We start from the raw sequence: 25,337 nt of genomic DNA, 5'->3' as shown, positions 1-25,337 counted from the left end.
TTCGACCTCTAGGTGATGGCCACTCCACCACGGTAGTTCCGGGTATCCCGGCCGAGTGGATGTGTTGTGCTCCTTAGAAAGGAGGTGATCCAGCCGCACCTTCCGGTACGGCTACCTTGTTACGACTTCGTCCCAATCGCCAGTCCCACCTTCGACCACTCCCTCCCTTGCGGGTTGGGCCATGGGCTTCGGGTGTTACCGACTTTCATGACGTGACGGGCGGTGTGTACAAGGCCCGGGAACGTATTCACCGCAGCGTTGCTGATCTGCGATTACTAGCGACTCCGACTTCACGCAGTCGAGTTGCAGACTGCGATCCGAACTGAGACCGGCTTTAAGGGATTCGCTCCACCTCGCGGTATCGCAGCCCTCTGTACCAGCCATTGTAGCATGTGTGAAGCCCTGGACATAAGGGGCATGATGACTTGACGTCATCCCCACCTTCCTCCGAGTTGACCCCGGCAGTCTCCCACGAGTCCCCGCCATAACGCGCTGGCAACGTAGGATAAGGGTTGCGCTCGTTGCGGGACTTAACCCAACATCTCACGACACGAGCTGACGACAGCCATGCACCACCTGTACACCAACCACAAGGGAAGCCCCATCTCTGGGGATGTCTGGCGCATGTCAAGCCCAGGTAAGGTTCTTCGCGTTGCATCGAATTAATCCACATGCTCCGCCGCTTGTGCGGGCCCCCGTCAATTCCTTTGAGTTTTAGCCTTGCGGCCGTACTCCCCAGGCGGGGCGCTTAATGCGTTAGCTACGGCACGGACAACGTGGATGTCGCCCACACCTAGCGCCCAACGTTTACAGCGTGGACTACCAGGGTATCTAATCCTGTTCGCTCCCCACGCTTTCGCTCCTCAGCGTCAGTATCGGCCCAGAGACCCGCCTTCGCCACCGGTGTTCCTCCTGATATCTGCGCATTTCACCGCTACACCAGGAATTCCAGTCTCCCCTACCGAACTCAAGTCTGCCCGTATCGACCGCACGCTCCACGTTAAGCGTGGAGATTTCACGGCCGACGCGACAAACCGCCTACGAGCTCTTTACGCCCAATAAATCCGGACAACGCTCGCACCCTACGTATTACCGCGGCTGCTGGCACGTAGTTAGCCGGTGCTTCTTATCCAGGTACCGTCACTTGCGCTTCGTCCCTGGCGAAAGAGGTTTACAACCCGAAGGCCGTCATCCCTCACGCGGCGTCGCTGCATCAGGCTTTCGCCCATTGTGCAATATTCCCCACTGCTGCCTCCCGTAGGAGTCTGGGCCGTGTCTCAGTCCCAGTGTGGCCGGTCACCCTCTCAGGCCGGCTACCCGTCGTCGCCTTGGTAGGCCATTACCCCACCAACAAGCTGATAGGCCGCGGGTTCATCCTGCACCGCCGGAACTTTCAACAACTCTCCATGCGAAAAGTTGTGATATCCGGTATTAGACCTCGTTTCCAAGGCTTATCCCAGAGTGCAGGGCAGATTACCCACGTGTTACTCACCCGTTCGCCACTCATCCCCACCCGAAAGTGGTTCAGCGTTCGACTTGCATGTGTTAAGCACGCCGCCAGCGTTCGTCCTGAGCCAGGATCAAACTCTCCAACAATGAACAGTTTAATCGAGGCAATTTAATGCTCTCAAAGGAACCTCATACGAGGTTCAATACATAAGCTCTACTGGCTTAGTTCACTAGCACACTGTTGAGTTCTCAAGCAACACACTTCGAATCCACCCGCTTTGTCGGCGGCTGAAACTCTCGGCGATTGTTTCAAGCTTTGTTGTTCCGAGGCTAACACCTCGGTTCAGGACCACCCACTCTACCACCTTCGTGGGAGCTTGGTTCGTGGCCCCGGCTGCCGCCCGGTTTCCCTGGCGACTTGGAGAACTTTACATGCCCCGAAACGGCCTCGCACAGGGGGGTCCCCTTAATTCGCGTCAGGCCGCTGACCTGCGTCGATCCCCCGAAAACTACGGCTGAGGCTGCCCGTGCGTCGAGACGACCGTCAGCGTGACGAGCGCGGCCGCCAGCACCGCCGCGACGTGGATCGGCGCCGGCGTGAACGACGCGGCGACGACGAGCACCGCCGTCACCGGGAAGCCGATGGCGATCGGCCGGCACTCGTTGGTCGGGCCGATGTGCAGCAGCCACACGCTCAGCAGGAAGATCGCGACCGGCAGCGTGGTCGGCAGCGCCGCGGCCACCCCGCCGAGGTCGTGCAGCGTCCCCGTGTCGTAGGCGACCGCCACTTCGAGCCCCGCCCCCACCGCCGCGACGGACGCGAAGATGAAGTAGTGGCCGTACCCCCAGCTCATCGACGTGAACATGGTCGGCCGGGCAACGAGCCGCGCGTGGCCCGGCCGGTCGAAGTACAGCCACCACATGGAGAACACGAGCACCAGGCCGGCCGCGGCCAGCGAAACCAGCGCGCCGACGTGCCCGGGTTCGGCGGCGCCCTCCTTGATCGCGTTCGTCGCGCTGAGGATCACCTCGCCGAGCACGATCAGGGTGAACAGGCCGTACCGCTCGGCGATGTGGTGCGGGTGCCACGTGGTGCCGTGGCGGCTCTCCGCCCAGACCGGGACGGCCATCTCGAGCAGCGCGAACACGATGAAGGCGGCCAGCCGCATTCCCTGCGGCAGCCACAGGTAGGCGATCCACAGCACCTGGACCACCGCGATCCCGGTGGCGTAGCGCAGCGCGGCGGGCCGGCACCCCCGGTCCGACCGCGCGGCCCGCAGCCACTGGAACACCATCGCCAGCCGCATCAGGACGTATCCGATGACCATCAGCCGGAAGTCACCGTCGAACGCGCGCGGCACCGAGGCCGCGACGGTCAGCCCGCCGGCGATCTGCACGAGCGTGGCCAGCCGGTACGGGACGTCGTCGGTGTCGAACGCCGAGGCGAACCAGCTGAAGTTCAGCCAGCCCCACCAGACCGCGAAGAACACCGTGGCGAACGACGTGACGCCGTGGGCGGCGTGGCCTTCGGCCAGCGCGTGGTGCAGCGAAGTCGCGGCCTGGCCGACGGCGACGACGAAACAGAGGTCGAACAGCAGTTCCAAGGGGGTCGCGACGCGGTGGCTCTCACTGCGGTCGCGCGACCGCATCGGCCGGTACCACACCCGGAGCCGGCTCCCCGGCCGCAGCGGCTGCTCGGTCATCGAAGCTCCCGGTCTCGTGCCTGTCGGACGCGGTCATCCCAACATGATCACGAGCCGGGTGGAAGCCCGACACGAAGAACGGACGGGCCCGGTTCCCCCTCACCCGGGCCCGCCCGCTGCCGTCACGCGCCGGCGGCCGCCGATGGGCATCCCTTCCGCGAGTGCCGGGCGGTCCCCCGCGGACGCCGACAACTCACTGGATGGAAGGTGACCGAGTGTGTCCATTCCCTCGAACTCCGGACGCCCCGATCGCTCGTGCCGGTCACCCCATCCCCGGGTGGCCGACCGATTGCCACTGTCGGTAGCCGAAGCCGCGCAGTGAAGGCTCCATAAGCTCTACCCGGTTGCTCTGCGTAGCACCAGTGTCTTTCCGTGCTCGTCACTCGTTTGGAGCATCGCAAATCTGCGGAAAGTAGTGTCTCAGCCCCGGTGGACGTCCGCGGCGGACGTCTCGGCCGCGCGAGCGGCCCGCTCGTCCTCGGAAAGCTGCGCACGGTGTCTCCGCGACCTCAGTTCGCCCACGGCGAGACCCAGCGCGCCGCACGTCACGACGGCCGCGCAGCACAGGGCGACGGTGAGCGCCACCTGGTAGTCCCCGGCCGCGACGACGACGGCACCGAACACCGACGCGAGCACGGCCGTGCCGATCGCGGTGCCGATCCGCTGCCCGGTCTGCAGCGCGCCACCCGCGACGCCGGCCATCCGGACCGGCACGCACTCCAGCGTCAACGTCGTGTTCGGCGAGATCACCATGCCGCCGCCCACGCCCGCGAACAGCAGTGGCAGTGCGAACGCCCACCCGGACGCCGACGGCGGGACGAGCTCGGCGAGCAGCGCGACGGCGAGCAGGCCCACGGCGACCATGGCCAGCCCGGTGACGGTCAGCCGCCTGCCGAGGGTCGGCACGAAGCGCCCGGCGACGGCCGCGGACACCGCCGAGCCGAGCGCGAACGGCGTCACCGACAGCCCGGACTGCAGCGGCGTGTAGCCGAGGCCCTGCTGGAAGAACATCGCGAAGACCAGCCAGATCCCGGCGAACCCGCAGAAGTAGAGCGCGCCGACCGCGGCACCGGAGGCGTACCCCGGCGTGCCGGTGAACAGCCGGGTGTCCAGCAGCGGCGTCCGGCCGCGCCGGACCACCGCGCGCTCCCAGCGCACGAACGCGAAGCCGAAGACCAGCGCGACGACGAACATCCACCACAGCCGCGCGGGCCCGCCGTCGTCGGATTCGATGACCGGGAGCAGCACGCCGAGCACCGCGACCGCGAGCAGCACGATGCCGAGGAAGTCGATCTCCGAGCGCACCCGGAACTGTTTCTTCTCGCTGCGCGGCAGCAGCCGCAGGGCCAGCGCGAACGCGACGACGCCGATCGGCACGTTGACGTAGAAGACCCAGCGCCAGCCGTCCTGGGTACCGAAGACCGCGAGGATCACGCCGCCGAGGATCGGGCCGACGGCCGTCGAGATCCCGACGACGGCGCCGAACATCCCGAACGCGCGGCCGCGCTCGGGGCCGCGGAAGAGGTCCTGGATCAGGCCGGTGTTCTGCGGGGTGAGCATGCCCGCGGCCACGCCCTGGGCGAGGCGCGCGATCACGACCGTCGTCTCGTTCGGGGCCGCGCCGGCCAGCGCGCTGGTGATGACGAACGCCGCGAGCGCGCCGAGGAACATGGTCCGGCGGCCGAACGCGTCGCCGAGGCGGCCGCCGGTGACCAGGACCAGCCCGAACGCCAGCGCGTACCCGGAGACGACCCAGCGGATCCCGCCGCTGCTCGCGTGCAGCCCGGACTGCATCGACGGCAGCGCGACGTTGACGATGCTGACGTCGAGCAGGCCCATGAACCCGGCCGTCAGCGAGACGGCGAGCGCTTTCCAGCGGCGGGGATCGGGTTCGTAAGTCATCGCAGGGGTCTACCTCACCGGAGCTGACTCGAAACTGGACCCCGGCGGGGGTCCGGGGGCTTGCCCCCGGGCGGGGTGTGGGGGTTGCACCCCCACAGGACACCGTAGGCGAGGGAGGCGGCGAGCGCTTTTTTGCGAGGACGCCTCCCCAGCCGCGAGCCTACGTCGAAGCCGTGATGCCCCGGATGCCCTTGAGCTCGCCGATCAGCATCGAGCTGACCTTCACCGGGTAGTCGTTGAGCGCGAACACCGTCTGGTTCCGCCCCACCAGCTTCAGGTGGACCATCGTTTCGCCCTTGTGGGCGAGCAGCGTGGACCGCAGTTCGCTCACCACCGACTGGTCGATCTTCTCGGCCGCGGCGAGCAGGACCAGCGGCGGTTCGTCGTCGCCGTTGCCCGTGCCGACCTCGGACAGGTCCAGCGTCGCGAGGCCGCCGCCGAAGATCGACATCTTGTCTTCGCGCCAGTTGATCCGGCCCTTGACCAGCACCGCGTTGTCTTCGATCAGCTCACTCGAGAACAGCGCGTACGACTTCGGGAAGAAGAGCACTTCGAGGGACGCGTCCATGTCCTCGACCGTGCAGATCGCCCAGGGCTCGCCCTTCTTGTTGACCCGCCGCTCCAGCGACGTGATCAGCCCGGAGATGACGATCTCGCCTTCCCGCGGCGGATCGGCGAGGATTCCGGCGATCGGCTTCGGAGCGTGCTTGCGCAGGATCCGCTCGGCTCCGTCCAGCGGGTGCGCCGAGACGTACAGGCCGAGCATCTCGCGTTCGTAGGCGAGCAGCTGCTTGCGCGGGTACTCCTCGTCGCCGAACTTCAGGTGTGCGAGCGGCGATGACGACGGGGCCGCCTCGCCCTCGTCGCCACCGAAGCCGAACAGGTCGAACTGGCCCATCGCCTCCTGGCGCTTGAGCGGGACGACGGCTTCCACCGCGTCTTCGTGGACCTGGATCATCGACAGCCGCGTGTGCCCGAGCGAGTCGAACCCGCCCGCCTTGATCAGCGACTCGATGACCCGCTTGTTGCAGGCCACGAGCTCGGACTTGTCGAGGAAGTCGGTGAAGGACGCGTACTTGCCCTTCTCCTCGCGAGTCTTGATGACCGACTCGACGACGTTCGCGCCGACGTTGCGGACGGCGCCCATGCCGAAGCGGATGTCCTCCCCGACGGCCGCGAACCGCAGGGCGGACTCGTTGACGTCCGGCGGGAGCACCTTGATGCCGAGCCGGCGGCACTCGGACAAGTAGACCGCCGACTTGTCCTTGTTGTCACCGACCGAGGTGAGCAGGGCGGCCATGTACTCGGGCGTGAAGTTCGCCTTGAGGTACGCGGTCCAGTAGGAGATCAGGCCGTACGCGGCCGCGTGGCTCTTGTTGAACGCGTACCCGGCGAACGGGAGGATCGTGTCCCAGAGCGCCTTGACGGCCTCGGCGGAGAACCCGCCCGGGACCAGGTCACTGGCCTTCATCCCGGCCTCGAACCCCTCGTACTCGAGGTCGAGGACTTCCTTCTTCTTCTTGCCCATGGCGCGGCGGAGCACGTCCGCGCGACCCATCGTGTACCCGGCCACCTTCTGGCCGATGTGCATGATCTGCTCTTGGTACACGATCAGGCCGTAGGTGTCGGCCAGGATCTCCCGCAGCGGCTCGTCGAGCTCCGGGTGGATCGGCTTGACCTTCTGCCGGTTGTTCTTGCGGTCGGCGTAGTCGTTGTGCGCGTTCATGCCCATCGGGCCGGGGCGGTAGAGCGCGCCGACCGCGACGATGTCGTCGAACACCGTGGGCTCCATGCGGCGCAGCAGGTCACGCATGGGCCCGCCGTCCAGCTGGAACACGCCGAGCGTGTCGCCGCGGGCGAGCAGCTTGTACGTCTCGGGGTCGTCGATCGCCAGGGTGTCGAGGTCGATGTCGATCCCGCGGTTGGCCTTGATGTTGTCGATCGCGTCCCCGATGACCGTCAGGTTCCGCAGGCCCAGGAAGTCCATCTTCAGCAGGCCGATGGCCTCGCACGACGGGTAGTCCCAGCCGGTGATGATCGAGCCGTCGTCACGCTGCCAGAGCGGGATCGCGTCGGTCAGCGGGTCGCACGACATGATGACCGCGCAGGCGTGCACGCCCGCGTTGCGGATCAGGCCCTCGAGACCGCGGGCGGTCTCGAAGATCGTCTTGCACTCTTCGTCGGTCTCGACCAGGGCGCGGACCTCGGCGGCCTCGCCGTAGCGCTCGTGCTTGTTGTCGACGATGCCCGAGAGCGGGATGTCCTTCGCCATGATCGGCGGCGGCAGCGCCTTGGAGATCTTGTCCGCGATCGCGTAGCCGGGCTGGCCGAAGTGGACGCGCGCGCTGTCCTTGATCGCGGCCTTGGTCTTGATGGTGCCGAAGGTGATGACCTGGGCGACCTTGTCGACGCCGTACTTGTCGGTCGCGTACCGGATCATCTCGCCGCGCCGGCGGTCGTCGAAGTCGATGTCGATGTCGGGCATCGAGACGCGCTCGGGGTTCAGGAACCGCTCGAACAGCAGCTTCTGCGGGATCGGGTCCAGGTTGGTGATACCGAGGACGTACGCGACCAGCGAGCCGGCGGCGGAACCACGGCCGGGACCGACGCGGATGCCGACCTTGCGGGCGTAGCTGATGAGGTCGGCGACGATCAGGAAGTAGGCCGGGAAGCCCTTCCCGATGATGACGTCGAGCTCCTTCTCGATGCGCTCGTGGTACCCCTCGGGCGGACCGCCCGGGAAGCGCCACGCGAGGCCCTTCGCGACCTCTTCGCGCAGCCAGCCGCCCTGGTCGTAGCCCTCGGGCACCTCGAAGAACGGCAGCCGGTCCTTGTGCGCGTAGACGTCTTCGTAGGACTCGACGCGCTCGGCGATCATCAGCGTGGTGTCGGCCGCGCCGGGCACTTCCTTGTCCCAGTACTCGCGCATGTCGGCGGCGGACTTGAGGTAGTAGCCGTCACCGTCGAACTTGAACCGGGTCGGGTCGTTGAGCGTCTTGCCGGCCTGGACGCACAGCAGCGCCGAGTGCGTGTCGGCCTGGTCCTTGGTGACGTAGTGCGAGTCGTTCGTGGCGATCGGCTTGAGGTCGAGCAGCCGGCCGACCTCGAGCAGGCCCTCGCGGACCGACCGCTCGATCGGCAGCCCGTGGTCCATCAGCTCGAGGAAGAAGTTGTCGGCGCCGAAGATGTCCTTGTAGTCGGACGCGGCCTGGATCGCCGCTTCCTTCTGGCCCAGCCGCAGCCGGGTCTGCACCTCGCCCGACGGGCAGCCGGTGGTCGCGATGATCCCCGAGTGGTTCTCCGAGATCAGCTCGCGGTCCATCCGGGGCTTGCGGTAGTAGCCCTGCATGCTGGCCAGCGAGGACAGCTTGAACAGGTTCCGCAGCCCGGTGGCGTTCTGCGCGAGCATCGTCATGTGGGTGTACGCGCCGGCGCCCGAGACGTCGCCGCCCTCACCCAGCTCGTCCGAGCCGCGCTGGTTCGCCTGGCCCCAGAAGACCGGCTTCTTGTGGAAGCGGCTCTCCGGCGCGACGTACGCCTCGATGCCGATGATCGGCTTGAGGCCGTGCTTCTTCGCCTGCTGGTAGAACTCGTCGCCGCCGTACATGTTGCCGTGGTCGGTCATGCCGACCGCGGGCATGCCGAGGCGCGCCGCCTCCGCGAAGAGGGGAGCGATCTTCGCCGCACCGTCGAGCATCGAGTACTCGGTGTGGACGTGCAGGTGGACGAAGGAATCGTTCGACACCAGCGAAAACCTCCCCTAGGTGAATGGGACCGGCGCGCCCGGGTCCCTCACCCTAACCCGTGGCGCTCGCGGTCCCGACACGTGCTCGCCCGGTCGATTCTGCTCCTCGCGGGAGGTGTTCCGCCGCTGCGACGCGCCCCCTTTTCGGGCGGTGGTGATCACGGTGCGGCGGGCGGGCACGGGATGCTGTCGGGCGGTCACGCGGGGACGCCGATGGGGGCGTCACGCGGCCCGTGAGGTCGGCCACAGCCGCCCCGGCTCGCGTTGACAGCCGCCCCTCCGGAACCGAGCATTCCCCGCATGAACCTGTCTGACAGCCAGACAGCCGGACAAGGTGGTCCCCGGCGGGTCAGCGCCATGGAAGCCGTGCTGGCCCACCTGCGGCGGCTCATCGAACGCGGGGACTACCCGGTCGGCGCCAAGCTTCCCTCCGAAGCGTCCCTGAGCAGGGAGTTCGAGGTCAGCCGGTCGGTCATCCGGGAAGCGCTGCGGGGGCTGCAGGCCCTCGGCATGACCGAGTCCAAGACCGGCAAGGGCACCTTCGTCACCGCCGCCGGGCCCGCCGAGAACCCCACCTTCGGGCCCTACTCCGCGCGCGACCTCATCGAGGTGCGCCGGCACGTCGAGATCCCCGTCGCGGGCTATGCCGCGCTGAGACGCGACCAGGACCACCTCGACCTGCTCGGCCACCTCGTCGAGCGGATGGACGCCGAGACCGACAACACCGCCTGGGTCGCGCTCGACTCGCTCTTCCACATCACCATCGCCCAGGCCTCGGGCAACCCCGTCTTCGGGAAGGTGATCGAAGAGATCCGGGACGCGCTGGCCCGCCAGTCCGCCTTCCTCAACCAGCTCGGCGACCGGCGCCGGCAGTCGAACGTCGAGCACCGGGCGATCGTCGCGGCGATCGAGAGCGGCTCCGAAGAAGACGCCGTCGAAGCCATGACCGCGCACCTCACGCACGTCGAAGCCACTCTCACCAGCATCGTGAACGGGGACCAGTGACCGAAAAGACCCTCACGGCCACTCCCGCGGACGCGGGGGACGCCGGCTACAACAAGGCCCTCAAGCCCCGGCACGTGAACATGATCGCGATCGGCGGGGCGATCGGCACCGGCCTCTTCCTCGGAGCCGGCGGGCGGCTCGCCCAGGCCGGGCCGGCCCTCGCGATCGTCTACGCCGTCTGCGGCCTCTTCGCGTTCTTCGTCGTCCGCGCGCTCGGCGAGCTGATCCTGTACCGGCCCTCCAGCGGCGCCTTCGTCTCCTACGCCCGCGAGTTCATGGGCGAGAAGGGCGCGTACGTCGCCGGCTGGATGCACTTCCTCAACTGGTCGACCACCGGCATCGCCGACATCACGGCCATCGCGCTCTACGCGCACTTCTGGTCGTTCTTCTCCCCGGTCCCGCAGTGGGTCCTCGCGCTGATCGCCCTCGCCGTGGTCCTGACGCTCAACCTCGTCTCGGTGAAGCTGTTCGGCGAGATGGAGTTCTGGTTCGCCATCGTCAAGGTCGCCGCGCTCGTGCTGTTCATGGTGATCGGGATCTTCCTGCTGGTGACGCAGACGCCGATCGACGGCGGCGTCCCCGGCCCGCAGCTGATCACCGAGCACGGCGGGATCTTCCCCACCGGGCTGCTGCCGATGGTCCTGATCGTGCAGGGCGTGGTGTTCGCCTACGCCTCGGTCGAGCTGGTCGGCGTCGCCGCCGGCGAGACCGAGCACCCGGAGAAGATCATGCCGAAGGCGATCAACTCCATCATGTGGCGGATCCTGGTCTTCTACGTCGGCTCGGTCGTGCTGCTGGCGATGCTGCTGCCGTGGAGCTCCTACACCAAGGACCAGAGCCCGTTCGTCACCGTGCTCTCGCACCTGGGCGTGCCCGCCGCCGACAGCGTGATGAACCTGGTCGTGCTCACCGCGGCGCTGTCCAGCCTGAACTCCGGCCTCTACTCGACCGGCCGGATCCTGCGGTCGATGGCGAAGGCGGGCTCGGCGCCGAAGTTCACCGGCGTGATGAACCGCAACCAGGTCCCCTACGGCGGGATCCTGCTCACGGCGTCGGTCTGTGTGCTGGGCGTCGGGCTGAACTACCTGGTGCCGAAGGAGGCCTTCGACATCGTCCTCAACTTCGCCGCGATCGGCATCCTGGCGACCTGGGCGATCATCGTGGTCTGCCACCTGCTGTTCGTCCGCAAGACCCGGCGCGACGGGCTCGAGCGGCCCGCGTTCCGGCTGCCGTTCTCGCCGTACACCGAGATCGCGACGCTCGTGTTCCTCGCCGCGGTCGTCGTGCTGATGGGCTTCGACGAGACCGGCCGGATCACCCTGCTGGCCCTGCCCGTGATCGCCGTCGCGCTGGTCGCCGGCTGGTTCGCGGCCCGCAGGCGGATCGACATGCGCGCGTTCGACGAGGAGGGCATGTGACCCACGAACCCCTGGTGGAGCTGGTCCGCGACGGCATGGTCGAGGGCGTGCACCACGGCTCCGCGATCGTGCTCGCCCCGGACGGCAGCACCCTCTTCACCGCGGGCGACCCGGACGCGGCGATGTACCCGCGGTCGACGGCGAAACCACTGCAGGCCACGGCGATGGCGCGGCTCGGGCTGCGCCTGTCCCCCGCCGGGTTCGCCATCGCGGCGGCCAGCCACTCCGGCGAGCCGAGGCACCTCGACGCCGCGCTCGACGTCCTCGGCGGCCGCTCCCCCGACGCGCTGGGCAACCCGGCCGACTTCCCGTACGACCCGGTCGAGCGCGACGTCTGGGTCGCGTCCGGGCGCGCGCCGAGCCGGCTCGCGCACAACTGCTCCGGCAAGCACGCGGCGATGCTCGCGACGTGCGACCTGAACGGCTGGACCACCGACGGCTACCTCGACCCGGCCCACCCGCTGCAGCGCGCGATCGCCGCCACCGTCGAGGACCTGACCGGGCACGGCATCGAGCGGGTCGCGGTCGACGGCTGCGGCGCGCCGCTCTTCGCGACGACCTTGCGGGGGCTAGCCACCGCCGTGGCGAAGATCGCCACGGCCGCGCCCGGCGCGCCGGACCACCTGGTCGCCGACGGGATCCGGAAGCACCCCGAGCTGGTCGGCGGCAGCCGCCGCGACGTCACCGCCGTCATGCGCGCGGTGCCCGGGCTGATCGCGAAGGACGGCTTCGAAGCCGTCCAGGTCGCCGCGCTGCCGGACGGCACGGCGATCGCCTTCAAGATCGCCGACGGCGGTGACCGGGCGCGTTACCCGGTGCTGGCCGCGACGCTGAAGCTGTGCGGCGCCGACGTCCCGCCCGGCCCGGAAAACCTGCGATTCACCGGACACCTTCCCGTGGGGAGCCTGCGATGACCACCCGCCGCGAACACGACCTGCTCGGCGACAAGGACGTTCCCGCCGACGCCTACTGGGGCGTGCACACCGCCCGCGCCCGCGAGAACTTCCCCATCACCGGCACCACGATCGCCGCCTATCCGCACCTGATCGAGGCGCTGGCCTCGGTCAAGGAGGCCGCGGCGCGCGCCAACGCCGAACTGGGGCTGCTGAAGCCCGAGATCGCCGGCGCGATCGGCGAAGCCTGCCGGGAAATCCGCGAAGGCGCGCTGCACGGCGAGTTCGTCGTCGACGTCATCCAGGGCGGCGCCGGGACCTCGACCAACATGAACGCCAACGAGGTGATCGCGAACCGCGCCCTGGAGCTGCTCGGGCACGCCAAGGGCGACTACCACGTCGTGCACCCGAACGAGCACGTCAACCTCGGGCAGTCGACGAACGACGCCTACCCGACCGCGGTCAACGTCGCGACGATCCTCGCCGTGCGCGAGCTGGCCGGGTCGATGGTCGTGCTGGAGAAGGCGTTCGCCGCCAAGGCCGTCGAGTTCCACGACGTCCTGAAGATGGGCCGCACGCAGCTGCAGGACGCGGTCCCGATGACGCTCGGCCAGGAGTTCGGCACCTACGCGGTGATGCTCGGCGAGGACCGGCTGCGCCTCGGGGAAGCCGTCGCGCTGCTGCACGAGATCAACCTCGGCGCGACCGCGATCGGGACCGGCCTCAACGCCGCGCCGGGCTACGCCGAAGCCGCGTGCCGGCACCTGCGCGAGATCACCGGGCTGCCGGTCGTCACCGCGGCCGACCTGGTCGAGGCGACGCAGGACTGCGGCGCGTTCGTCCACCTGTCCGGCGTGCTCAAGCGGATCGCGGTCAAGCTCTCGAAGAGCTGCAACGACCTGCGGCTGCTGTCGTCGGGCCCGCGCGCCGGGCTCAACGAGATCAACCTGCCGCCGGTGCAGGCCGGGTCGTCGATCATGCCGGGCAAGATCAACCCGGTGATCCCCGAAGTGGTGAACCAGGTCGCGTTCGAGGTCATCGGCAACGACGTCACCGTGACGATGGCCGCCGAAGCCGGGCAGCTGCAGCTCAACGCGTTCGAGCCGATCATCCTGCACGCGCTGTCGGAGAGCATCACGCACCTGGGCGCGGCCTGCCGGACGCTGGCCTCGAAGTGCGTCGCGGGGATCACGGCGAACGTCGACGTCCTGCGCGGGTACGTCGAGAACTCGATCGGGCTCGTGACGGCGCTCAACCCGAGCATCGGGTACGCGGCCGCGACCGAGATCGCGAAGGAGGCGCTGGCGACCGGACGCGGCGTCGCCGAGCTGGTCGTCGAGAAAGGCCTGATCCCGGCCGAGGAGCTGGCCAGGCTGCTGCGGCCGGAGACGCTCGCCCGGGTCCGCTGACGACGGCGGGTGGGCCCGGCAGGCGGTATCGTCGGATCCGGAAGGCAGTACTCCACTTCGGAAGGCTGGGCGCCCGTGCTGGACCGACTTGTCGACAAGATGCTCGGACTCCCCCGCGCCGAAGGCCCGGCGCCGGTCGTGACGCGCGACCTCGCCGTGCCGATGCCCGACGGCGTCACGCTGCTCGCCGACCGGTATGCCCCGGCCGGGACGACGTCGGCGCCGGTCGTGCTGATCCGCACGCCGTACGGGCGCAAGGGCATCCTCTCGAAGCTCTTCGGCGACACGTTCGCCCGGCACGGCCTGCAAACGGTCATCCAGAGCACCCGCGGCTCGTTCGGCTCCGGCGGCGAGTTCCGGCCGTTCCACCTCGAGCGTGAGGACGGCGTCGCGACCGCCGAGTGGCTGCGCGCGCAGCCGTGGTGCGACGGGACCCTCGGCATGGCGGGCGCCAGCTACCTCGGGCACACGCAGTGGGCGGTCGGGCCGTACCTCGACCCTCCCCTCAAGGCGATGTGCCTGGGCGTCACGGCGTCGGAGTTCGTCTCGACGTTCTACCCGGGCGGCGTGCTCGCGGCCGACAACATGGTGTCGTGGTCGGCGATGATCGGCCGGCAGGAAGAGCGCTTCGCGGCCCTGCCGAACCCGTTGCAGAAGCGCAAGACGCGCAAGGCGATGTCGTTCCTGCCGCTGAGCCGCGCCGACGTCGCGGCGATCGGTAAGCCGGTGCAGTTCCTCCAGGACATCACCGAGCACTTCGTGCCGGAGGACGACTACTGGGCGATGTCCGACCACAGCGCCGAAGTCGCGAAGCTCGACGTCCCGGTGTCGATGGTCACCGGCTGGTACGACCTGTTCATCGGCTCGCAGCTGCGCGACTTCCGGACCCTCGCCGAGGCGGGCAAGACGCCGCGGCTGACGATCGGACCGTGGGCGCACGGCGAGCCCGGCAGCATGGGCCCGATGATCCGGGACCAGCTCGGCTTCCTGCGCGCGCACCTGCTCGGCGACCGGACGTTCCTGCAGCGCGCGCCGGTCCGGCTGTTCCTGCAGGGTGCCGGCACCTGGCTGGACTTCGAGTCGTGGCCGCCGCCGTCGACGGCGATCGCGTCCCACCTGCGCCCGATCGGCGGGCTCGGCGAAGCGGCCGGCGCCGAGGCGCTGCCGACGACGTTCACCTACGACCCGGCCGACCCGACGCCGGCGGTCGGCGGCCCGCTGCTGACCGGTGAGTGGAAGCAACGCGACAACCAGGAGGTCGAGGCGCGCCCGGACGTCCTGGTGTTCACCGGCGAGCCACTGCCGTCGGACCTGGACGTCATCGGCGAGGTGTCGGCGACCGTCCACGTGCGCACGGAGCTCGGGCACGCGGACGTCTACGTCCGGCTGTGCGACGTCGACGCGAACGGGGTGTCCCGCAACGTGACCGACGGGATCCTCCGGCTGCGGCCCGGGTTCCCGGAGTCGGACGCGGACGGCGTGGTGACGGCGGAGGTCACGCTCGACCCGACGGCCTACCGCTTCCGCCGCGGCCACCGGCTGCGCGTCCAGGTGGCGGGCGGGGCGTTCCCGCGGTTCGCGCGCAACCACGGGACCGACGAGCCGGTGACGTCGGCGATCACCGGGAAGCCGAACCGGTTCGAGGTGTTCCACGACGCGGCCCGGCCGTCGAAGATCACGCTGCCGGTGTTCGGCGGCTGACGAGGCGCGCCCACGGACGGCGAAGCAGCGGCCACGCGGCGAGGAAGACGGCGGCCGCCGTCCAGACCGGCCACCCGGCGGCCGCCCAGAGCCCGAGCGCGCGCGGAGTGCCGGATTCGCCGAGCTGCAGCCAGACGGCGTTGGCGGCGAGCAGCAGCCAGCCGAGCTGGACCAGCCAGCCGAGCGGGTAGCACGCGATCGCGGCCAGTGCGGTGGCCCGCGGGCCCGCGTCGAGCAGGCGCCGGCGCAGGGCCATCGGCGGGTGGGTGAGCGGCGCCGTCACCCGCCGGGGTTTCGCCGCGCCGAGCCGGGTGGCCGCGGCGGCGCCGGCGACGTGATCGGCGGCGAACTCGGCGCTCCACGCCCCGGCGACGGGCAGGGTGACGGCGGCCAGCAGCGTCCCGAGCGCGCTGAGCAGCATCAGGCCCAGGCCGGCGAGGAGGTCTCCAGGGGCGTACCGGGCGCCGTCGAGGACGTCGGCGAACCATATGGCCCCGACGGGAACCACAGCCGTCCAGACGAAGAGGCCGAACCAGTGCCGGACGACGAAGCCCAGCGGGCTGGTGGCACCGGCGAGCAGGGTGTCGCCCTGCCGGCAGTGCGCGAGTTCGTGCCGCACGACGGCTTCGGCGGCAGCGCGATCACGCCCCCAGAGCACGACGAGCGGCGCGAAGACGGCTAGCCGCGGCCGGCGCGGACGACGGAGGTAGGCGAAGGCGAGCAGATCGGTACGCCGGAGGTTGGCCCGCACCTCGACGGCCGGCAGCCGGGCCCGGGCGTACGCGGCGATGGCGGCGAGGGTGGGGGTGCGGAGATCGTCGCCGAGGCGGTACCGGCGTTCGACGAGCCGCCCCCGCACGCCCGCCCCGGCCACGGTCACGACGGCGGCGAGCAGGACGAAGGCGGGCACGAGATCGACCAGCCCGGCCACCCGGAGGAGATCGCTGCCGGGGACGGTGGCCGCCGGGTTCGGGGTGGCGCCGAGGAGGTCGAGGACGGTGTCCCGCCAGCCGGGGAACCGGTGCGGTGCGGTCCAGCAGACGGCGGTGAGGAACCAGAAGAGCAACCAGGGCGGCGCCGGGGAGAGCGGCGGCTGCGGGCCGCTTGGGCGAGCGCCCTCCGGAGACCCGGCCGCCGTCACCGCTTCCGCTCCTCCGGGGGCGCCGCCGCCAGAAAGGCCCTCGTGCCCGCGCCGTCCTTGATCAGGGCTCGGACTATGCGGAACGTCAGCACTTCGCTGTCGATCGGCGGTACCCCCGCTGCCGTCAGCTCCGCGCTGATCGCGTCGATCAGCCGGCTCAGCTCCGGCAGCTGCGGCTCCTCGGGCGCCGCCTTCGCGCGGCGGCGGTCCCACAAATCGCCCAGGTTCTTGAGCAACGACGAGACGCTGCTCAGATTGCCGCCCAATGCCGCCCAGATCGCCGGGCCCGCCAGTGACACCGCCACCAGCACGTGCGGGAACAGCACGATCGGCGCGGTCACGTCGAAGCCGCCCGGCGCCGAGTCCGTGCGGGTGAACAGTTCCCGCCGGGACGCACCGCCCGCCACGTACGCCACCGTCAGCGACGGCACCAGCTCCGCCTCGTCCGGCGTCACCCCCTCCGCCAAGCGCACCGCCCAGCCGACGACCTCGTCGCTCACCCGCTCTTCCCTCCTGTGCGAACCCGTGCGAACTATGCGAACGCCTCGTGGAACTCCACCGCGTACGGGCCGGGCACGAACGCGCCCCCGAGGCCCAGCTCGACCACCACCGTCACGCCCGGGGCGACGGCGGACTCCGTCCGGCCGACCAGGTCCGCGACCTTCCGCCCGCCGACGGACAACGTCAGCCGGAACAACCCCGTCCGGGCCCGGCCCGCCTGGTTCGTCACCGTGATCTCACCGGTGAAGAACCCGGTGCCGTCGTCCCCCACCCGGGCACCGCTCAGCTCCCATTCCCGGTCGATCCCCCGCGCCGGAACGGCCGCCGGGGACGGCGCTTCGGGCGGGCTCACCGGCGCTTCCGGCCGGCTCAGGTGGAGCGCGAACCCGAGCAGCAGAGTGACCGCGACCACCCCGAGGGCGCGGAACCCCGCGCGGCGGACGACGCCCGGCACCCGATCCTCCACTGTGGACGGACGCCCGGGGGCGGGCGTCCGTCCGGGAGTCGCGCTCGCGGGCGAAGCCGTTACAAACCGGTCGTAACGTCTCCTCAGCCGCCACCGACCTACGCCGTGACACGCCGCCGAGGTCAGGATTTCCCTTGATCAGCAACCGAAAGATCCTCACCTTGCTGGCCGCGGGGCTGTTGCTCACCACCGGCTGCGACAGCGTCCGGCAGGTCGCGAGCCCGGCGGCGGTGTCGACGACCGCCACGCCCCCGACGACCGAGACGCCGACGGACACCCCCACGACCACCGAAACGACCGCTGAAACAACCTCCGAGGAAACCACGACCGAGGAAGAAACCACGACCTCCGAGACCGAGGAAGCGAGCCGGAGCACCACCGGCTCCTACGACGTCACGATCTCCGGCTCGGTCTCGGGCCACTCGTTCCGCCGGTCGGCCACCCTGCGCATCGTCGAGACGATCTCCTCGACCGGCAGCACGAACGACGTCAACCCGGTCGACGTGTGCCTGGCTTCCGGCAACCCCGCCGCCCAGCCCCAGCCGGGCGCGATCCGGTTCGGCTCCAACTCCGGCTGCCTCTCCGGTACCGGCGCCGCGGACCTCGACCTGGCGAGCGTCGACGCGGACGGCGGCACGATCGACGTCGAACCCGTGGAGAGCATGGCCGCCACCGGCGGCAACCTCTTCACAGCGTCGACGAGCATCGCGGCCTGCCCGTACTATCCGGTGTCGGGGCGGCTGCGCGTGACGGTCGACGGCGGCGACGTCTCCGGGAGCGTCGAATTCACCGGCTACGGCGGCGCCTTCTGCCCCAGCACCGTCTACGACGCGAAGATCTCCGGCTGAGCCTCAGCCGCCGACGATGCGGTGGTGGCTGGTGACCCGGCCGTCGTCGTGCAGGACGTGCAGCAGCAGCGACGGCGGCCGCTCGTAGTCCAGCGGTCCCCCTTCGTCCCAGCCTCGCCCGGCACCGGGCTCGACCGGCAGCAGCGACTGCGAAACCACGCCGGGCGCGATCCGCAGCGGCACGCCCGCGAACGTCGTCGACGCGCCCGTGTGCACGTGGCCGGCCAGCAGCGCCGCCACGCGCGGATGGCGGGCCAGCACCGCCGCCAGGCGGTCCTCCCCCGACTGGCGGATCGCGTCCACCAGCGGCACACCCACCTCGACCGGCGGGTGGTGGAACGCCACGAACGCCGGGCCGTCGCCGCCGGAGAGCGTCTCGTCGAGCCACGCCAAGCTGGAGTCCGCGAGGAAACCCGCGCCGCGGCCCGGGATCGTCGAATCGCACAGCGCGAACAGGACGCCGCCGACCTCACGGGCGACGTCGATCAGGTCGTCGGAAGCCGGCAGCCCCAGCAGCCCGGTGCGGAACGCCGCGCGGACGTCGTGGTTGCCCGGGCACACCAGCACCGGCGCCGGGTGCTTCAGCAGCTCGGCGGCGCGCGCGTACTCCGACGCCGCGCCGTGGTCGGCGATGTCGCCGGTGACGACCACCGCGTCGACCGCCAGCCCGCCGAGGTACGCCATCACGGCGGCGACGCGATCCTCGGCCCGCGGTCCGTCGTCCAGGTGCAGGTCGCTCAGGTGCGCGATGATCATCTTTCGTCCTTCCCCAGGTACGCCAGTGCTTTCACCCAGTTGCGGACGAGCACCGCGGACGCCGTCGGCAGGTCGCCGTCGCGCAGGGCGGCGGCGATCCGGCGGTGCTCGCCGATGCTCTCCTCCGCGCGGCCCGCCCCGCCGAAGTAGCACGATTCGTACCGCTTGAGCAGCGGCTTGGTCTGCTCGATCAGCCGCAGCAGGTGGGGGTTCGGGCAGCGCGACAGCAGCAGCGCGTGCCACCGTTCGTCCACTTCGGACAGATCACCGTCCGCCAGTGCCGCGGTCATCTCGTCGGCGACGGCGTCGAGCGCGTCGGGCAGGCCGGCCAGCTCCAGCGGCGACGTCCAGCGCAGGGCGAGCGCTTCGAGCTCGGCCACGAGCGGGTAGAGGCGGCGGGCCTCGTCGACGTCGAACGGCGGCACCAGGAACCCCCGCCCGGGCGCGGAGACGAGCAGGCCGCGGTCGGCGAGGCCGATCAGCGCCTCCCGCAGCGGGGTCCGGCTGACGCCCAGCTCGCGCGCCAGGTGGACCTCGTTGACGCGGGTGCCGGCGGGGAGGCGGCCGTCCAGCACGCGGGCGGTGATCTCCTCGATGAGGTCGCTGCGCAGCGGGGTGCGGGCCATGGCGGCCAGTATTGCATACAGAAGGCCGCTACTGTATTCAGTTCACATGACCTTCGACGTCGACCGCGCCCGCCGTGACACGCCCGGCTGCGCCGAAGTGGTCCATTTCAACAACGCCGGTTCCGCGCTCCCGCCGGCCGTCGTGACCGACACCGTCGTCGAGTACCTGCGCCACGAAGCGCTGGTCGGCGGGTACGAAGCGGCCGCCGAGGCGCAGGATCGGCTCGACGCGGTGTACGCGTCGGCGGCGCGGCTCGTCGGCGGCGAGCCCGACGACATCGCCCTGACCGACAACGCGACCCGCTCGTGGCAGGCGGTGTTCTACGCGCTGCCGTTCGGGACCGGCGACCGGATCCTCACCTCCCGCGCGGAGTACGCCAGCAACGCCATCGCGTTCCTGCAGGTCGCCAAGCGCACCGGCGCGGTCGTGGAGGTGATCGGCGACGACGAGTCGGGGCAGCTGGACGTCGAGGAGCTGCGGCGGCGTGTCGACGGCGACGTCAAGCTGATCGCCGTCAGCCACGTGCCCACCCAGGGCGGCCTGGTCAACCCGGCCGAGGAGATCGGCGCGGTCGCCGAAGCCGCCGGGATCCCGTTCCTGCTCGACGCGTGCCAGTCGGCCGGCCAGGTCGACCTCGACGTCACGCGCCTCAAGTGCGACGCGCTGTCGACGACCGGCCGCAAGTACCTGCGCGGCCCGCGCGGCACCGGGTTCCTGTACGTCCACCCGCGGCTGCGCGAGCGGCTGGAGCCCGCGATGCTCGACCTGCACTCGGCGACCTGGGAGTCGCCCACGGAGTACGTCGTCGACCCGACCGCCAAGCGCTTCGAGGTGTGGGAACGCGACTTCGCGGCGGTGTTCGGCCTCGGCGCGGCGATCGACTACGCGCTCGGCTGGGGCCTGCCGGCCATCGAAACGCGCGTCGCGTCGCTGGCGGCCACCCTGCGCACCCGGCTCGCCGACGCCGGGGCGCGCGTGCACGACGCCGGCGCCCGCAAGTGCGGCATCGTCACCTTCAGCGTCGACGGCACCCCGGCCGCGGAGGTCAAGGCCCGGCTGGCCGAGGCGGACATCAACACCTCGATCTCGTCGCGGACGTCGGCGCAGTTCGACTTCACCGCGCGCGACCTGCCGGACATGGTCCGGGCGTCGGTGCACTACTACAACACCGAGGACGAGATCGACCTGCTGGTGGCGAAGCTCTAGAACGCGTCGACGCCGGTCAGCTCGGCCGACACCGTCCACAGCCGCTCGGCCTGCGCCGGGTCGATCGCGTAGTCCTTGACGCCGGTGCGGCCGCCGTCGGCGGGGGCGGGCTCGGCGATGTCGCAGTCCTCGAGGTAGACGCCGCCGAGACCGTCGAGCTGCGGGGACGTCGCCGCCCAGACCTGGGTCGCGGCGCCCTGCTCCGGCGTCTTCGCGCCCCCGGTGACCTGCCCGGACTCGTCGACCATGCCGGCGTCGACCAGCTCCTGGCGGTCGAGGTGGCGCACCAGGTCGGTGAGGATCCGGCCCGGGTGCAGGGCGAACGCGCGGACGCCGTGGTCGCGCGCCAGCTTGTCGAGGTGGACGGCGAAGAGGACGTTCGCCGTCTTGGCCTGGCCGTAGGCGAGCCACTTGTCGTAGCCCTGCCGGAAGTCGAGGTCGTCGAAGCGGACCGGACCGTAGTGGTGGCCGCGCGACGACACCGAAACGACGCGGGCACCGGTGGTGAACGCGGACCGAAGCCGGTTCACCAAGGCGAAGTGGCCCAGGTGGTTGGTCGCGAACTGCGCCTCCCAGCCCGGACCGACGCGTGTCTCCGGCGACGCCATGATCCCGGCGCTGCCGATGAAGATGTCGATCCCGCGCCCCGAGGCGAGGAACCGCTCGGCGAACTCCCGGACGCTGTCGAGGTCACCGAGGTCCAGCTCGTCGATCTCGACGTTTTCGAAGCCCCGCAAGGCTTCTTCGGCCGTGGCGCGACGGCGGGCCGGGACCACGACGTGCGCGCCCGCGGCGGTCAGCGCCCGCGTCGTCTCCAGGCCGATGCCCGAGTAGCCGCCGGTGACGATCGCGAGCTTGCCGGTCAGGTCGATGCCCGCCACGGCTTCGGCCGCGGTGGTCCCGGCTCCGAAACCGGAGCCGATCTTGTGCTGTGCAGTGGTCATGCCGTGACGCTAAGTCCTGGAGTGGACTCCAGCGCAAGTTCAGTCCTTGAGCAGCTGCCGCGCGATGACGAGCTTCTGGATCTCGCTGGTGCCCTCGTAGATCCGGAACAGGCGCGCGTCGCGGTAGATCCGCTCGACCGTGACACCCCGGACGTACCCCATGCCGCCGTGCACCTGGACCGCGCGGTCGGCGACGCGGCCGAGCATTTCGGTGCAGAACAGCTTCGCCGACGACGGCCCGAGCTTCCGGTCCTCGCCCGAGTCGTACTTCGCGGCGGCTTCGTGCACCATCGCGCGGCCGGCCGCCAGCTCGGCGTGCGACTCCGCCAGCAGGGCCTGCACGAGCTGGTACTCGCCGATCACCCGGCCGCCCTGACGTGCCGTCCGCGCGTACTCGACGGCTTCGGACAGCGCGCGTTCGGCCATGCCGACGCACAGGGCCGCGATGTGCAGCCGGCCGCGGGCGAGCGAGGCCATCGCGATGCCGAAGCCCTTGCCCTCCGCGCCGACCAGCGCGTCGGCGGACACCTCGACGTCGTCGAAGACCACCTCCGACGTCCACGCGCCGGCCTGGCCCATCTTGGCGTCGTGCGGGCCGACGGTGACGCCGGGCGCGCCCGCGGGCACCAGGAAGGCCGAGATGCCCCGGCTGCCCGTGCTGTCGAGGTCCGTGCGCGCGAACGCGACGAAGATCTCGGCCAGTGGCGCGTTGGTGATGAACCGCTTGGTGCCGGACAGCCGGTAGCGGTCGCCGTCGCGGACCGCGCGGCTGGTCAGCCCGCCCGGGTCGGAGCCGGCTTCGGCTTCGGTGAGCGCGAACGACGCGATCGCCTGTCCCGCGGCCAGCCGGGGCAGCCAGCGGGTGCGCTGGTCCGGCGTCCCGTAGTGGACGATCGCCTGGCCGGCGATGCCGTTGTTGGTGCCGAACAGCGACCGGAACGCGGGCGTCGTGTGGCCGAGCTCGATGGCGAGCCGGACGTCTTCGGCCATGCCGAGGCCGAGGCCGCCGTACTCCTCCGGCAGCGCCCAGCCGAACAGGCCCAGCTCGGCGGCCTTCTCCCGGATCTCCGCCGGGATCTCGTCGCGCTCGTCGATCTCCGCCTCACGCGGCACGACCTCCTTGCGCACGAAGTCCCGCACCGCACCGAGCACCTGCCCGAAAAGCTCCGCGTCCATGCGTCGCACCGTACCCGGTAGCGTGCGGTGCGTGAGCACCTTCTTCGACGTGGCAGAGCAGCACCCGGACCGGCTCGCGGTGCTCGCGCCGGACGGGACGGCCGCGACCTTCGGCGAGCTGGCCGCGCGGGCGAACCGGCTGACGCACGCGCTGCGCCGGCTGGGCCTCGGGGAGGGCGACGGCGTCGTCGCGATCGTCCACAACGGACTCCCCTACTTCGAGCTGCTGTTCGCCACGCTGCAGGCCGGGATGTACTTCACCCCGGTCAACTACCGGTCGTCGCCCGCCGAGATCGCCTACGTGGTCGAGAACAGCGGCGCGCGGGTGGTCGTCGCCGACGCGGACATCGCGCGCGGCTGCGACCTCGACGTGCCCCGTTTCTCGGTCGGTGCGACCGAGGGCTGGGGCGACTACGCGTCGTGGGGCGAGGACGAGCCGTCCACCGCGCCGGAGCCGCGGACCGCCGGCCAGACGATGCTCTACACCTCGGGCACCACCGGGCGGCCCAAGGGCGTCCGGCGCGCGTTGAGCGGGAAGCCGCCGTCCCTGCACCCGATCCACCGCGACCTGATGGCGATGTTCGGCGTCGAGCCGGGACCGGGTGTGCACCTGGTCGCGTGCCCGCTCTACCACGCCGCGCCCGGGTCGTTCGCCGTCAACGCGATGCACCTCGGGCACAGCGCGGTGCTGATGGACCGCTTCGACGCCGAGGAGACGCTCCGGCTCGTCGAAGAGCACCAGGTCACCGGCACCCACCTGGTGCCGACCATGTTCCACCGGATGCTGCGCCTGCCCGAGGACGTCCGCAGGCGGTACGACCTGTCGAGCCTGGTGAGCGTGATCCACGGCGCGGCGCCGTGCCCGCGCGAGGTCAAGGAGCGGATGATCCGCTGGCTCGGCCCGGTCGTGCACGAGTACTACGGCGCGTCGGAAGGCCTGATCTGCGGCGTCACGGCGTCGGAGTGGCTGGCAGCGCCGGGCACGGTGGGCCGTCCGCTGACCGGCGTCCGGCTGAAGATCACCGACGATGACGGTGCGGAGCTGCCGGACGGCGAGCCGGGCACGATCTGGTTCAGCTCCGCCCACACCGCGATCGACTACCTCGGCGACCCCGGGAAGACCGCGGCCGCCCGCTCCGGGGAGTTCATCACCGTCGGCGACTTCGGATACCGCGACGACGCCGGCCACGTGTTCCTGCTCGACCGGCGGACCGACCTGATCCTCTCGGGCGGGGTCAACATCTACCCGGCCGAGATCGAGGCGCGGCTGCTGAGCCACCCCGACGTCGCCGACGCGGCGGTGATCGGCGAGCCGGACGAAGAGTGGGGCCAGCGGGTCGTCGCCGTCGTCGAGCCCGTGCCCGGGGTGGCCGGCGACGACGCGCTGGCCGTGCGGCTGGCCGAGCACTGCCGGGCGGAGCTGGCCGGGTTCAAGACCCCGAAGCGGTTCGACTTCACCGATCGCCTGCCACGCACCGAATCGGGCAAGATGATGCGGCGCACCCTGCGCAAGACTTGAGGGGGAACTGCCCGATGCGCAAGACCGTCACGCTCTTCGCCACGACCGCGCTGGCCCTCACGCTGGCGTCCGGGACCGCTTCCGCGACGCCCGGCAGCGGCGTCGCCGGCACGATCCTGGCCCAGAAGACCATCGGCCACACCGACTACACCCTGCGGGAGATCACCGTCCAGCCCGGCGGCTACACCGGCTGGCACTTCCACGACGGCACGCTCTACGCGTACGTCAAGGCCGGGACGCTGACGCACAACCTGGCCGACTGCAGCATCGACGGCATCTTCGCGGCCGGGCGCGCGTTCACCGAGAAGCCCGACCAGGTGCACATCGGCCGCAACCTCGGAACGACGCCGCTGGTGCTGGAAGTCCTGTACGTGCTCCCGGCGGGCAGCCCGCTCTCGGAGGACGCACCGGACCCGGGCTGCGGTTTCTAGCTGCTGAACCAGCCGGCGGCGTCGAGCCGGTAGGCCGCCGGGCCGACGACGGCGCGCAGGTCGGTCTCGAGCGCGGTCATGCGCTCGGCGCCGACCGTGCGCGCCCAGTCTTTGCGCAGGTCGTCGAAGATCTCCGCGGACTTCGTGAGCGCGTCGACGCCGTGCGCGGTGAGCCGCACGATCTTGCGCCGCGCGTCGTCGGGATCGTCGGCGCGCTCGGCGTACCCGAGCCGCTCGAGCCGCTCGACCGTTTTGCCCGCCGCCTGCTTGGACACGCCGAGGCGGCGGCCGATCTCCGACGCCGTCGCGCCCCGGACGCCGATGGCCTGCATGGCGAAGCCGTAGGACGGGCGGACGTCCGGGTGCCCGCGGCGCGCGAGCTCGGCGTGGAGGCGGTCGATGAGCGTGCGGAAGCCGCCGAAGAGCAGGAAGGGCAGCTCGTAGCCGGGCGCGTCGGTCATGACCCCTTGCCAAATTCGACAACCAGGTTTACGGTT

The 25,337-nt window shown here is 70.4% G+C and carries 20 protein-coding genes and 1 rRNA gene; 9 read left to right on the top strand and 12 right to left on the bottom strand.

All coding sequences use genetic code 11. The features are described from left to right. Positions 1-77 precede the first annotated feature (77 nt). The 4 genes from AA23TX_RS26105 to dnaE form a co-directional block, all read right to left on the bottom strand. Positions 78-1,596: ribosomal RNA gene (locus tag AA23TX_RS26105) — 16S ribosomal RNA — on the bottom strand. Positions 1,597-1,958: 362 nt separating this feature from the next. Then, positions 1,959-3,152 carry a low temperature requirement protein A gene (locus AA23TX_RS26100; RefSeq protein WP_155545473.1) on the bottom strand — a complete coding sequence of 398 codons (1,194 nt, stop codon included), beginning with the start codon at positions 3,150-3,152 and terminating at the stop codon, positions 1,959-1,961. A 420-nt stretch (positions 3,153-3,572) separates the two neighbouring features. Further along, positions 3,573-5,054 (bottom strand): MFS transporter, encoded by a 1,482-nt coding sequence (locus AA23TX_RS26095; RefSeq protein WP_155545472.1) that lies wholly within the window; start codon positions 5,052-5,054, stop codon positions 3,573-3,575. 160 nt (positions 5,055-5,214) lie between these two features. Continuing rightward, positions 5,215-8,799 carry a DNA polymerase III subunit alpha gene (gene dnaE, locus AA23TX_RS26090; protein ID WP_155545471.1) on the bottom strand — a complete coding sequence of 1,195 codons (3,585 nt, stop codon included), beginning with the start codon at positions 8,797-8,799 and terminating at the stop codon, positions 5,215-5,217. Positions 8,800-9,156: 357 nt separating this feature from the next. Here dnaE and AA23TX_RS26085 point away from each other — a divergent pair, with 357 nt between their 5' ends. The 5 genes from AA23TX_RS26085 (at position 9,157) to AA23TX_RS26065 (ending at position 15,225) form a co-directional block, all read left to right on the top strand. Then, positions 9,157-9,804 carry a FadR/GntR family transcriptional regulator gene (locus tag AA23TX_RS26085; protein WP_155547307.1) on the top strand — a complete coding sequence of 216 codons (648 nt, stop codon included), beginning with the start codon at positions 9,157-9,159 and terminating at the stop codon, positions 9,802-9,804. Further along, complete coding sequence (locus AA23TX_RS26080; RefSeq protein WP_155545470.1) at positions 9,801-11,222, top strand: amino acid permease; 1,422 nt, start codon at positions 9,801-9,803, stop codon at positions 11,220-11,222. Before AA23TX_RS26085 ends, AA23TX_RS26080 begins: the two co-directional genes overlap by 4 nt. Then, positions 11,219-12,136: an asparaginase gene (locus AA23TX_RS26075; RefSeq protein WP_155545469.1), complete on the top strand. Its 918-nt coding sequence runs from the start codon at positions 11,219-11,221 to the stop codon at positions 12,134-12,136. The genes AA23TX_RS26080 and AA23TX_RS26075 overlap by 4 nt, the downstream gene beginning before the upstream one ends. Next, positions 12,133-13,524: an aspartate ammonia-lyase gene (locus tag AA23TX_RS26070; RefSeq protein WP_155545468.1), complete on the top strand. Its 1,392-nt coding sequence runs from the start codon at positions 12,133-12,135 to the stop codon at positions 13,522-13,524. The genes AA23TX_RS26075 and AA23TX_RS26070 overlap by 4 nt, the downstream gene beginning before the upstream one ends. A gap of 75 nt (positions 13,525-13,599) precedes the next feature. After that, positions 13,600-15,225: a CocE/NonD family hydrolase gene (locus tag AA23TX_RS26065; protein ID WP_155545467.1), complete on the top strand. Its 1,626-nt coding sequence runs from the start codon at positions 13,600-13,602 to the stop codon at positions 15,223-15,225. On the opposite strand, the gene AA23TX_RS26060 is transcribed toward AA23TX_RS26065, so the two are convergent. The 3 genes from AA23TX_RS26060 to AA23TX_RS26050 are packed head-to-tail and all read right to left on the bottom strand — an operon-like array spanning position 15,200 to position 17,321. Then, on the bottom strand, positions 15,200-16,366 hold the full coding sequence (locus AA23TX_RS26060) for a M48 family metalloprotease (protein ID WP_155545466.1): 1,167 nt from the start codon (positions 16,364-16,366) through the stop codon (positions 15,200-15,202). The genes AA23TX_RS26065 and AA23TX_RS26060 overlap by 26 nt on opposite strands. Beyond that, entirely contained in the window at positions 16,363-16,866 is a 504-nt protein-coding gene (locus AA23TX_RS26055) for a hypothetical protein (RefSeq protein WP_155545465.1), read from the bottom strand. The genes AA23TX_RS26060 and AA23TX_RS26055 overlap by 4 nt, the downstream gene beginning before the upstream one ends. A 32-nt stretch (positions 16,867-16,898) precedes the next feature. Continuing rightward, complete coding sequence (locus tag AA23TX_RS26050) at positions 16,899-17,321, bottom strand: hypothetical protein (protein ID WP_155545464.1); 423 nt, start codon at positions 17,319-17,321, stop codon at positions 16,899-16,901. 146 nt (positions 17,322-17,467) lie between these two features. Between AA23TX_RS26050 and AA23TX_RS26045 the strand changes: the two genes are divergently transcribed. Beyond that, positions 17,468-18,181: a hypothetical protein gene (locus AA23TX_RS26045; protein ID WP_155545463.1), complete on the top strand. Its 714-nt coding sequence runs from the start codon at positions 17,468-17,470 to the stop codon at positions 18,179-18,181. 3 nt (positions 18,182-18,184) lie between these two features. Here the strand turns inward: AA23TX_RS26045 and AA23TX_RS26040 are convergent, their stop codons facing one another. Together AA23TX_RS26040 and AA23TX_RS26035 are read right to left on the bottom strand one after the other, a co-directional pair. Continuing rightward, positions 18,185-18,937 (bottom strand): metallophosphoesterase, encoded by a 753-nt coding sequence (locus tag AA23TX_RS26040; RefSeq protein WP_155545462.1) that lies wholly within the window; start codon positions 18,935-18,937, stop codon positions 18,185-18,187. After that, entirely contained in the window at positions 18,934-19,563 is a 630-nt protein-coding gene (locus tag AA23TX_RS26035; protein WP_155545461.1) for a GntR family transcriptional regulator, read from the bottom strand. The genes AA23TX_RS26040 and AA23TX_RS26035 overlap by 4 nt, the downstream gene beginning before the upstream one ends. Before the next feature lie 46 nt (positions 19,564-19,609). On the opposite strand from AA23TX_RS26035, the gene AA23TX_RS26030 reads away from it, so the two are divergent. Continuing rightward, positions 19,610-20,770 (top strand): aminotransferase class V-fold PLP-dependent enzyme, encoded by a 1,161-nt coding sequence (locus tag AA23TX_RS26030; RefSeq protein ID WP_155545460.1) that lies wholly within the window; start codon positions 19,610-19,612, stop codon positions 20,768-20,770. Here AA23TX_RS26030 and AA23TX_RS26025 read toward each other — a convergent pair. Both AA23TX_RS26025 and AA23TX_RS26020 read right to left on the bottom strand, forming a co-directional pair. Beyond that, a complete protein-coding gene (locus AA23TX_RS26025) occupies positions 20,767-21,714 on the bottom strand; it encodes an SDR family NAD(P)-dependent oxidoreductase (protein ID WP_155545459.1) in 948 nt (315 codons plus the stop codon). The two genes, AA23TX_RS26030 and AA23TX_RS26025, sit on opposite strands and share 4 nt — an antisense overlap. Positions 21,715-21,753: 39 nt before the next feature. Further along, entirely contained in the window at positions 21,754-22,890 is a 1,137-nt protein-coding gene (locus AA23TX_RS26020; RefSeq protein ID WP_155545458.1) for an acyl-CoA dehydrogenase family protein, read from the bottom strand. A gap of 31 nt (positions 22,891-22,921) precedes the next feature. Here AA23TX_RS26020 and AA23TX_RS26015 point away from each other — a divergent pair, with 31 nt between their 5' ends. Then, positions 22,922-24,409: an AMP-binding protein gene (locus tag AA23TX_RS26015; protein ID WP_155545457.1), complete on the top strand. Its 1,488-nt coding sequence runs from the start codon at positions 22,922-22,924 to the stop codon at positions 24,407-24,409. A 14-nt stretch (positions 24,410-24,423) separates the two neighbouring features. Continuing rightward, positions 24,424-24,840, top strand: a complete 417-nt coding sequence (locus tag AA23TX_RS26010; RefSeq protein WP_155545456.1) for a cupin domain-containing protein — start codon at positions 24,424-24,426, stop codon at positions 24,838-24,840. Here the strand turns inward: AA23TX_RS26010 and AA23TX_RS26005 are convergent. Then, positions 24,837-25,301, bottom strand: a complete 465-nt coding sequence (locus AA23TX_RS26005; protein ID WP_155545455.1) for a MarR family winged helix-turn-helix transcriptional regulator — start codon at positions 25,299-25,301, stop codon at positions 24,837-24,839. The genes AA23TX_RS26010 and AA23TX_RS26005 overlap by 4 nt on opposite strands. Positions 25,302-25,337: the final 36 nt, after the last annotated feature.

This window comes from Amycolatopsis camponoti (assembly GCF_902497555.1).
In the GTDB taxonomy this organism is placed as follows: Bacteria; Actinomycetota; Actinomycetes; order Mycobacteriales; family Pseudonocardiaceae; genus Amycolatopsis; species Amycolatopsis camponoti.
Note: the sequence above shows the minus strand (reverse complement) of the source record. Positions and strands in the feature narration are given on the sequence as shown.

Excerpts from the sequence above, each read along its gene's own strand:
- AA23TX_RS26100 (WP_155545473.1), bottom strand. The coding sequence starts at position 3,152 with ATGACCGAGCAGCCGCTGCGGCCGGGGAGCCGGCTCCGGGTGTGGTAC.
- AA23TX_RS26095 (WP_155545472.1), bottom strand. The coding sequence starts at position 5,054 with ATGACTTACGAACCCGATCCCCGCCGCTGGAAAGCGCTCGCCGTCTCG.
- AA23TX_RS26085 (WP_155547307.1), top strand. The coding sequence starts at position 9,157 with ATGGAAGCCGTGCTGGCCCACCTGCGGCGGCTCATCGAACGCGGGGAC.
- AA23TX_RS26070 (WP_155545468.1), top strand. The coding sequence starts at position 12,133 with ATGACCACCCGCCGCGAACACGACCTGCTCGGCGACAAGGACGTTCCC.
- AA23TX_RS26040 (WP_155545462.1), bottom strand. The coding sequence starts at position 18,937 with ATGATCATCGCGCACCTGAGCGACCTGCACCTGGACGACGGACCGCGG.
- AA23TX_RS26035 (WP_155545461.1), bottom strand. The coding sequence starts at position 19,563 with ATGGCCCGCACCCCGCTGCGCAGCGACCTCATCGAGGAGATCACCGCC.
- AA23TX_RS26030 (WP_155545460.1), top strand. The coding sequence starts at position 19,610 with ATGACCTTCGACGTCGACCGCGCCCGCCGTGACACGCCCGGCTGCGCC.
- AA23TX_RS26025 (WP_155545459.1), bottom strand. The coding sequence starts at position 21,714 with ATGACCACTGCACAGCACAAGATCGGCTCCGGTTTCGGAGCCGGGACC.
- AA23TX_RS26020 (WP_155545458.1), bottom strand. The coding sequence starts at position 22,890 with ATGGACGCGGAGCTTTTCGGGCAGGTGCTCGGTGCGGTGCGGGACTTC.
- AA23TX_RS26010 (WP_155545456.1), top strand. The coding sequence starts at position 24,424 with ATGCGCAAGACCGTCACGCTCTTCGCCACGACCGCGCTGGCCCTCACG.
- AA23TX_RS26005 (WP_155545455.1), bottom strand. The coding sequence starts at position 25,301 with ATGACCGACGCGCCCGGCTACGAGCTGCCCTTCCTGCTCTTCGGCGGC.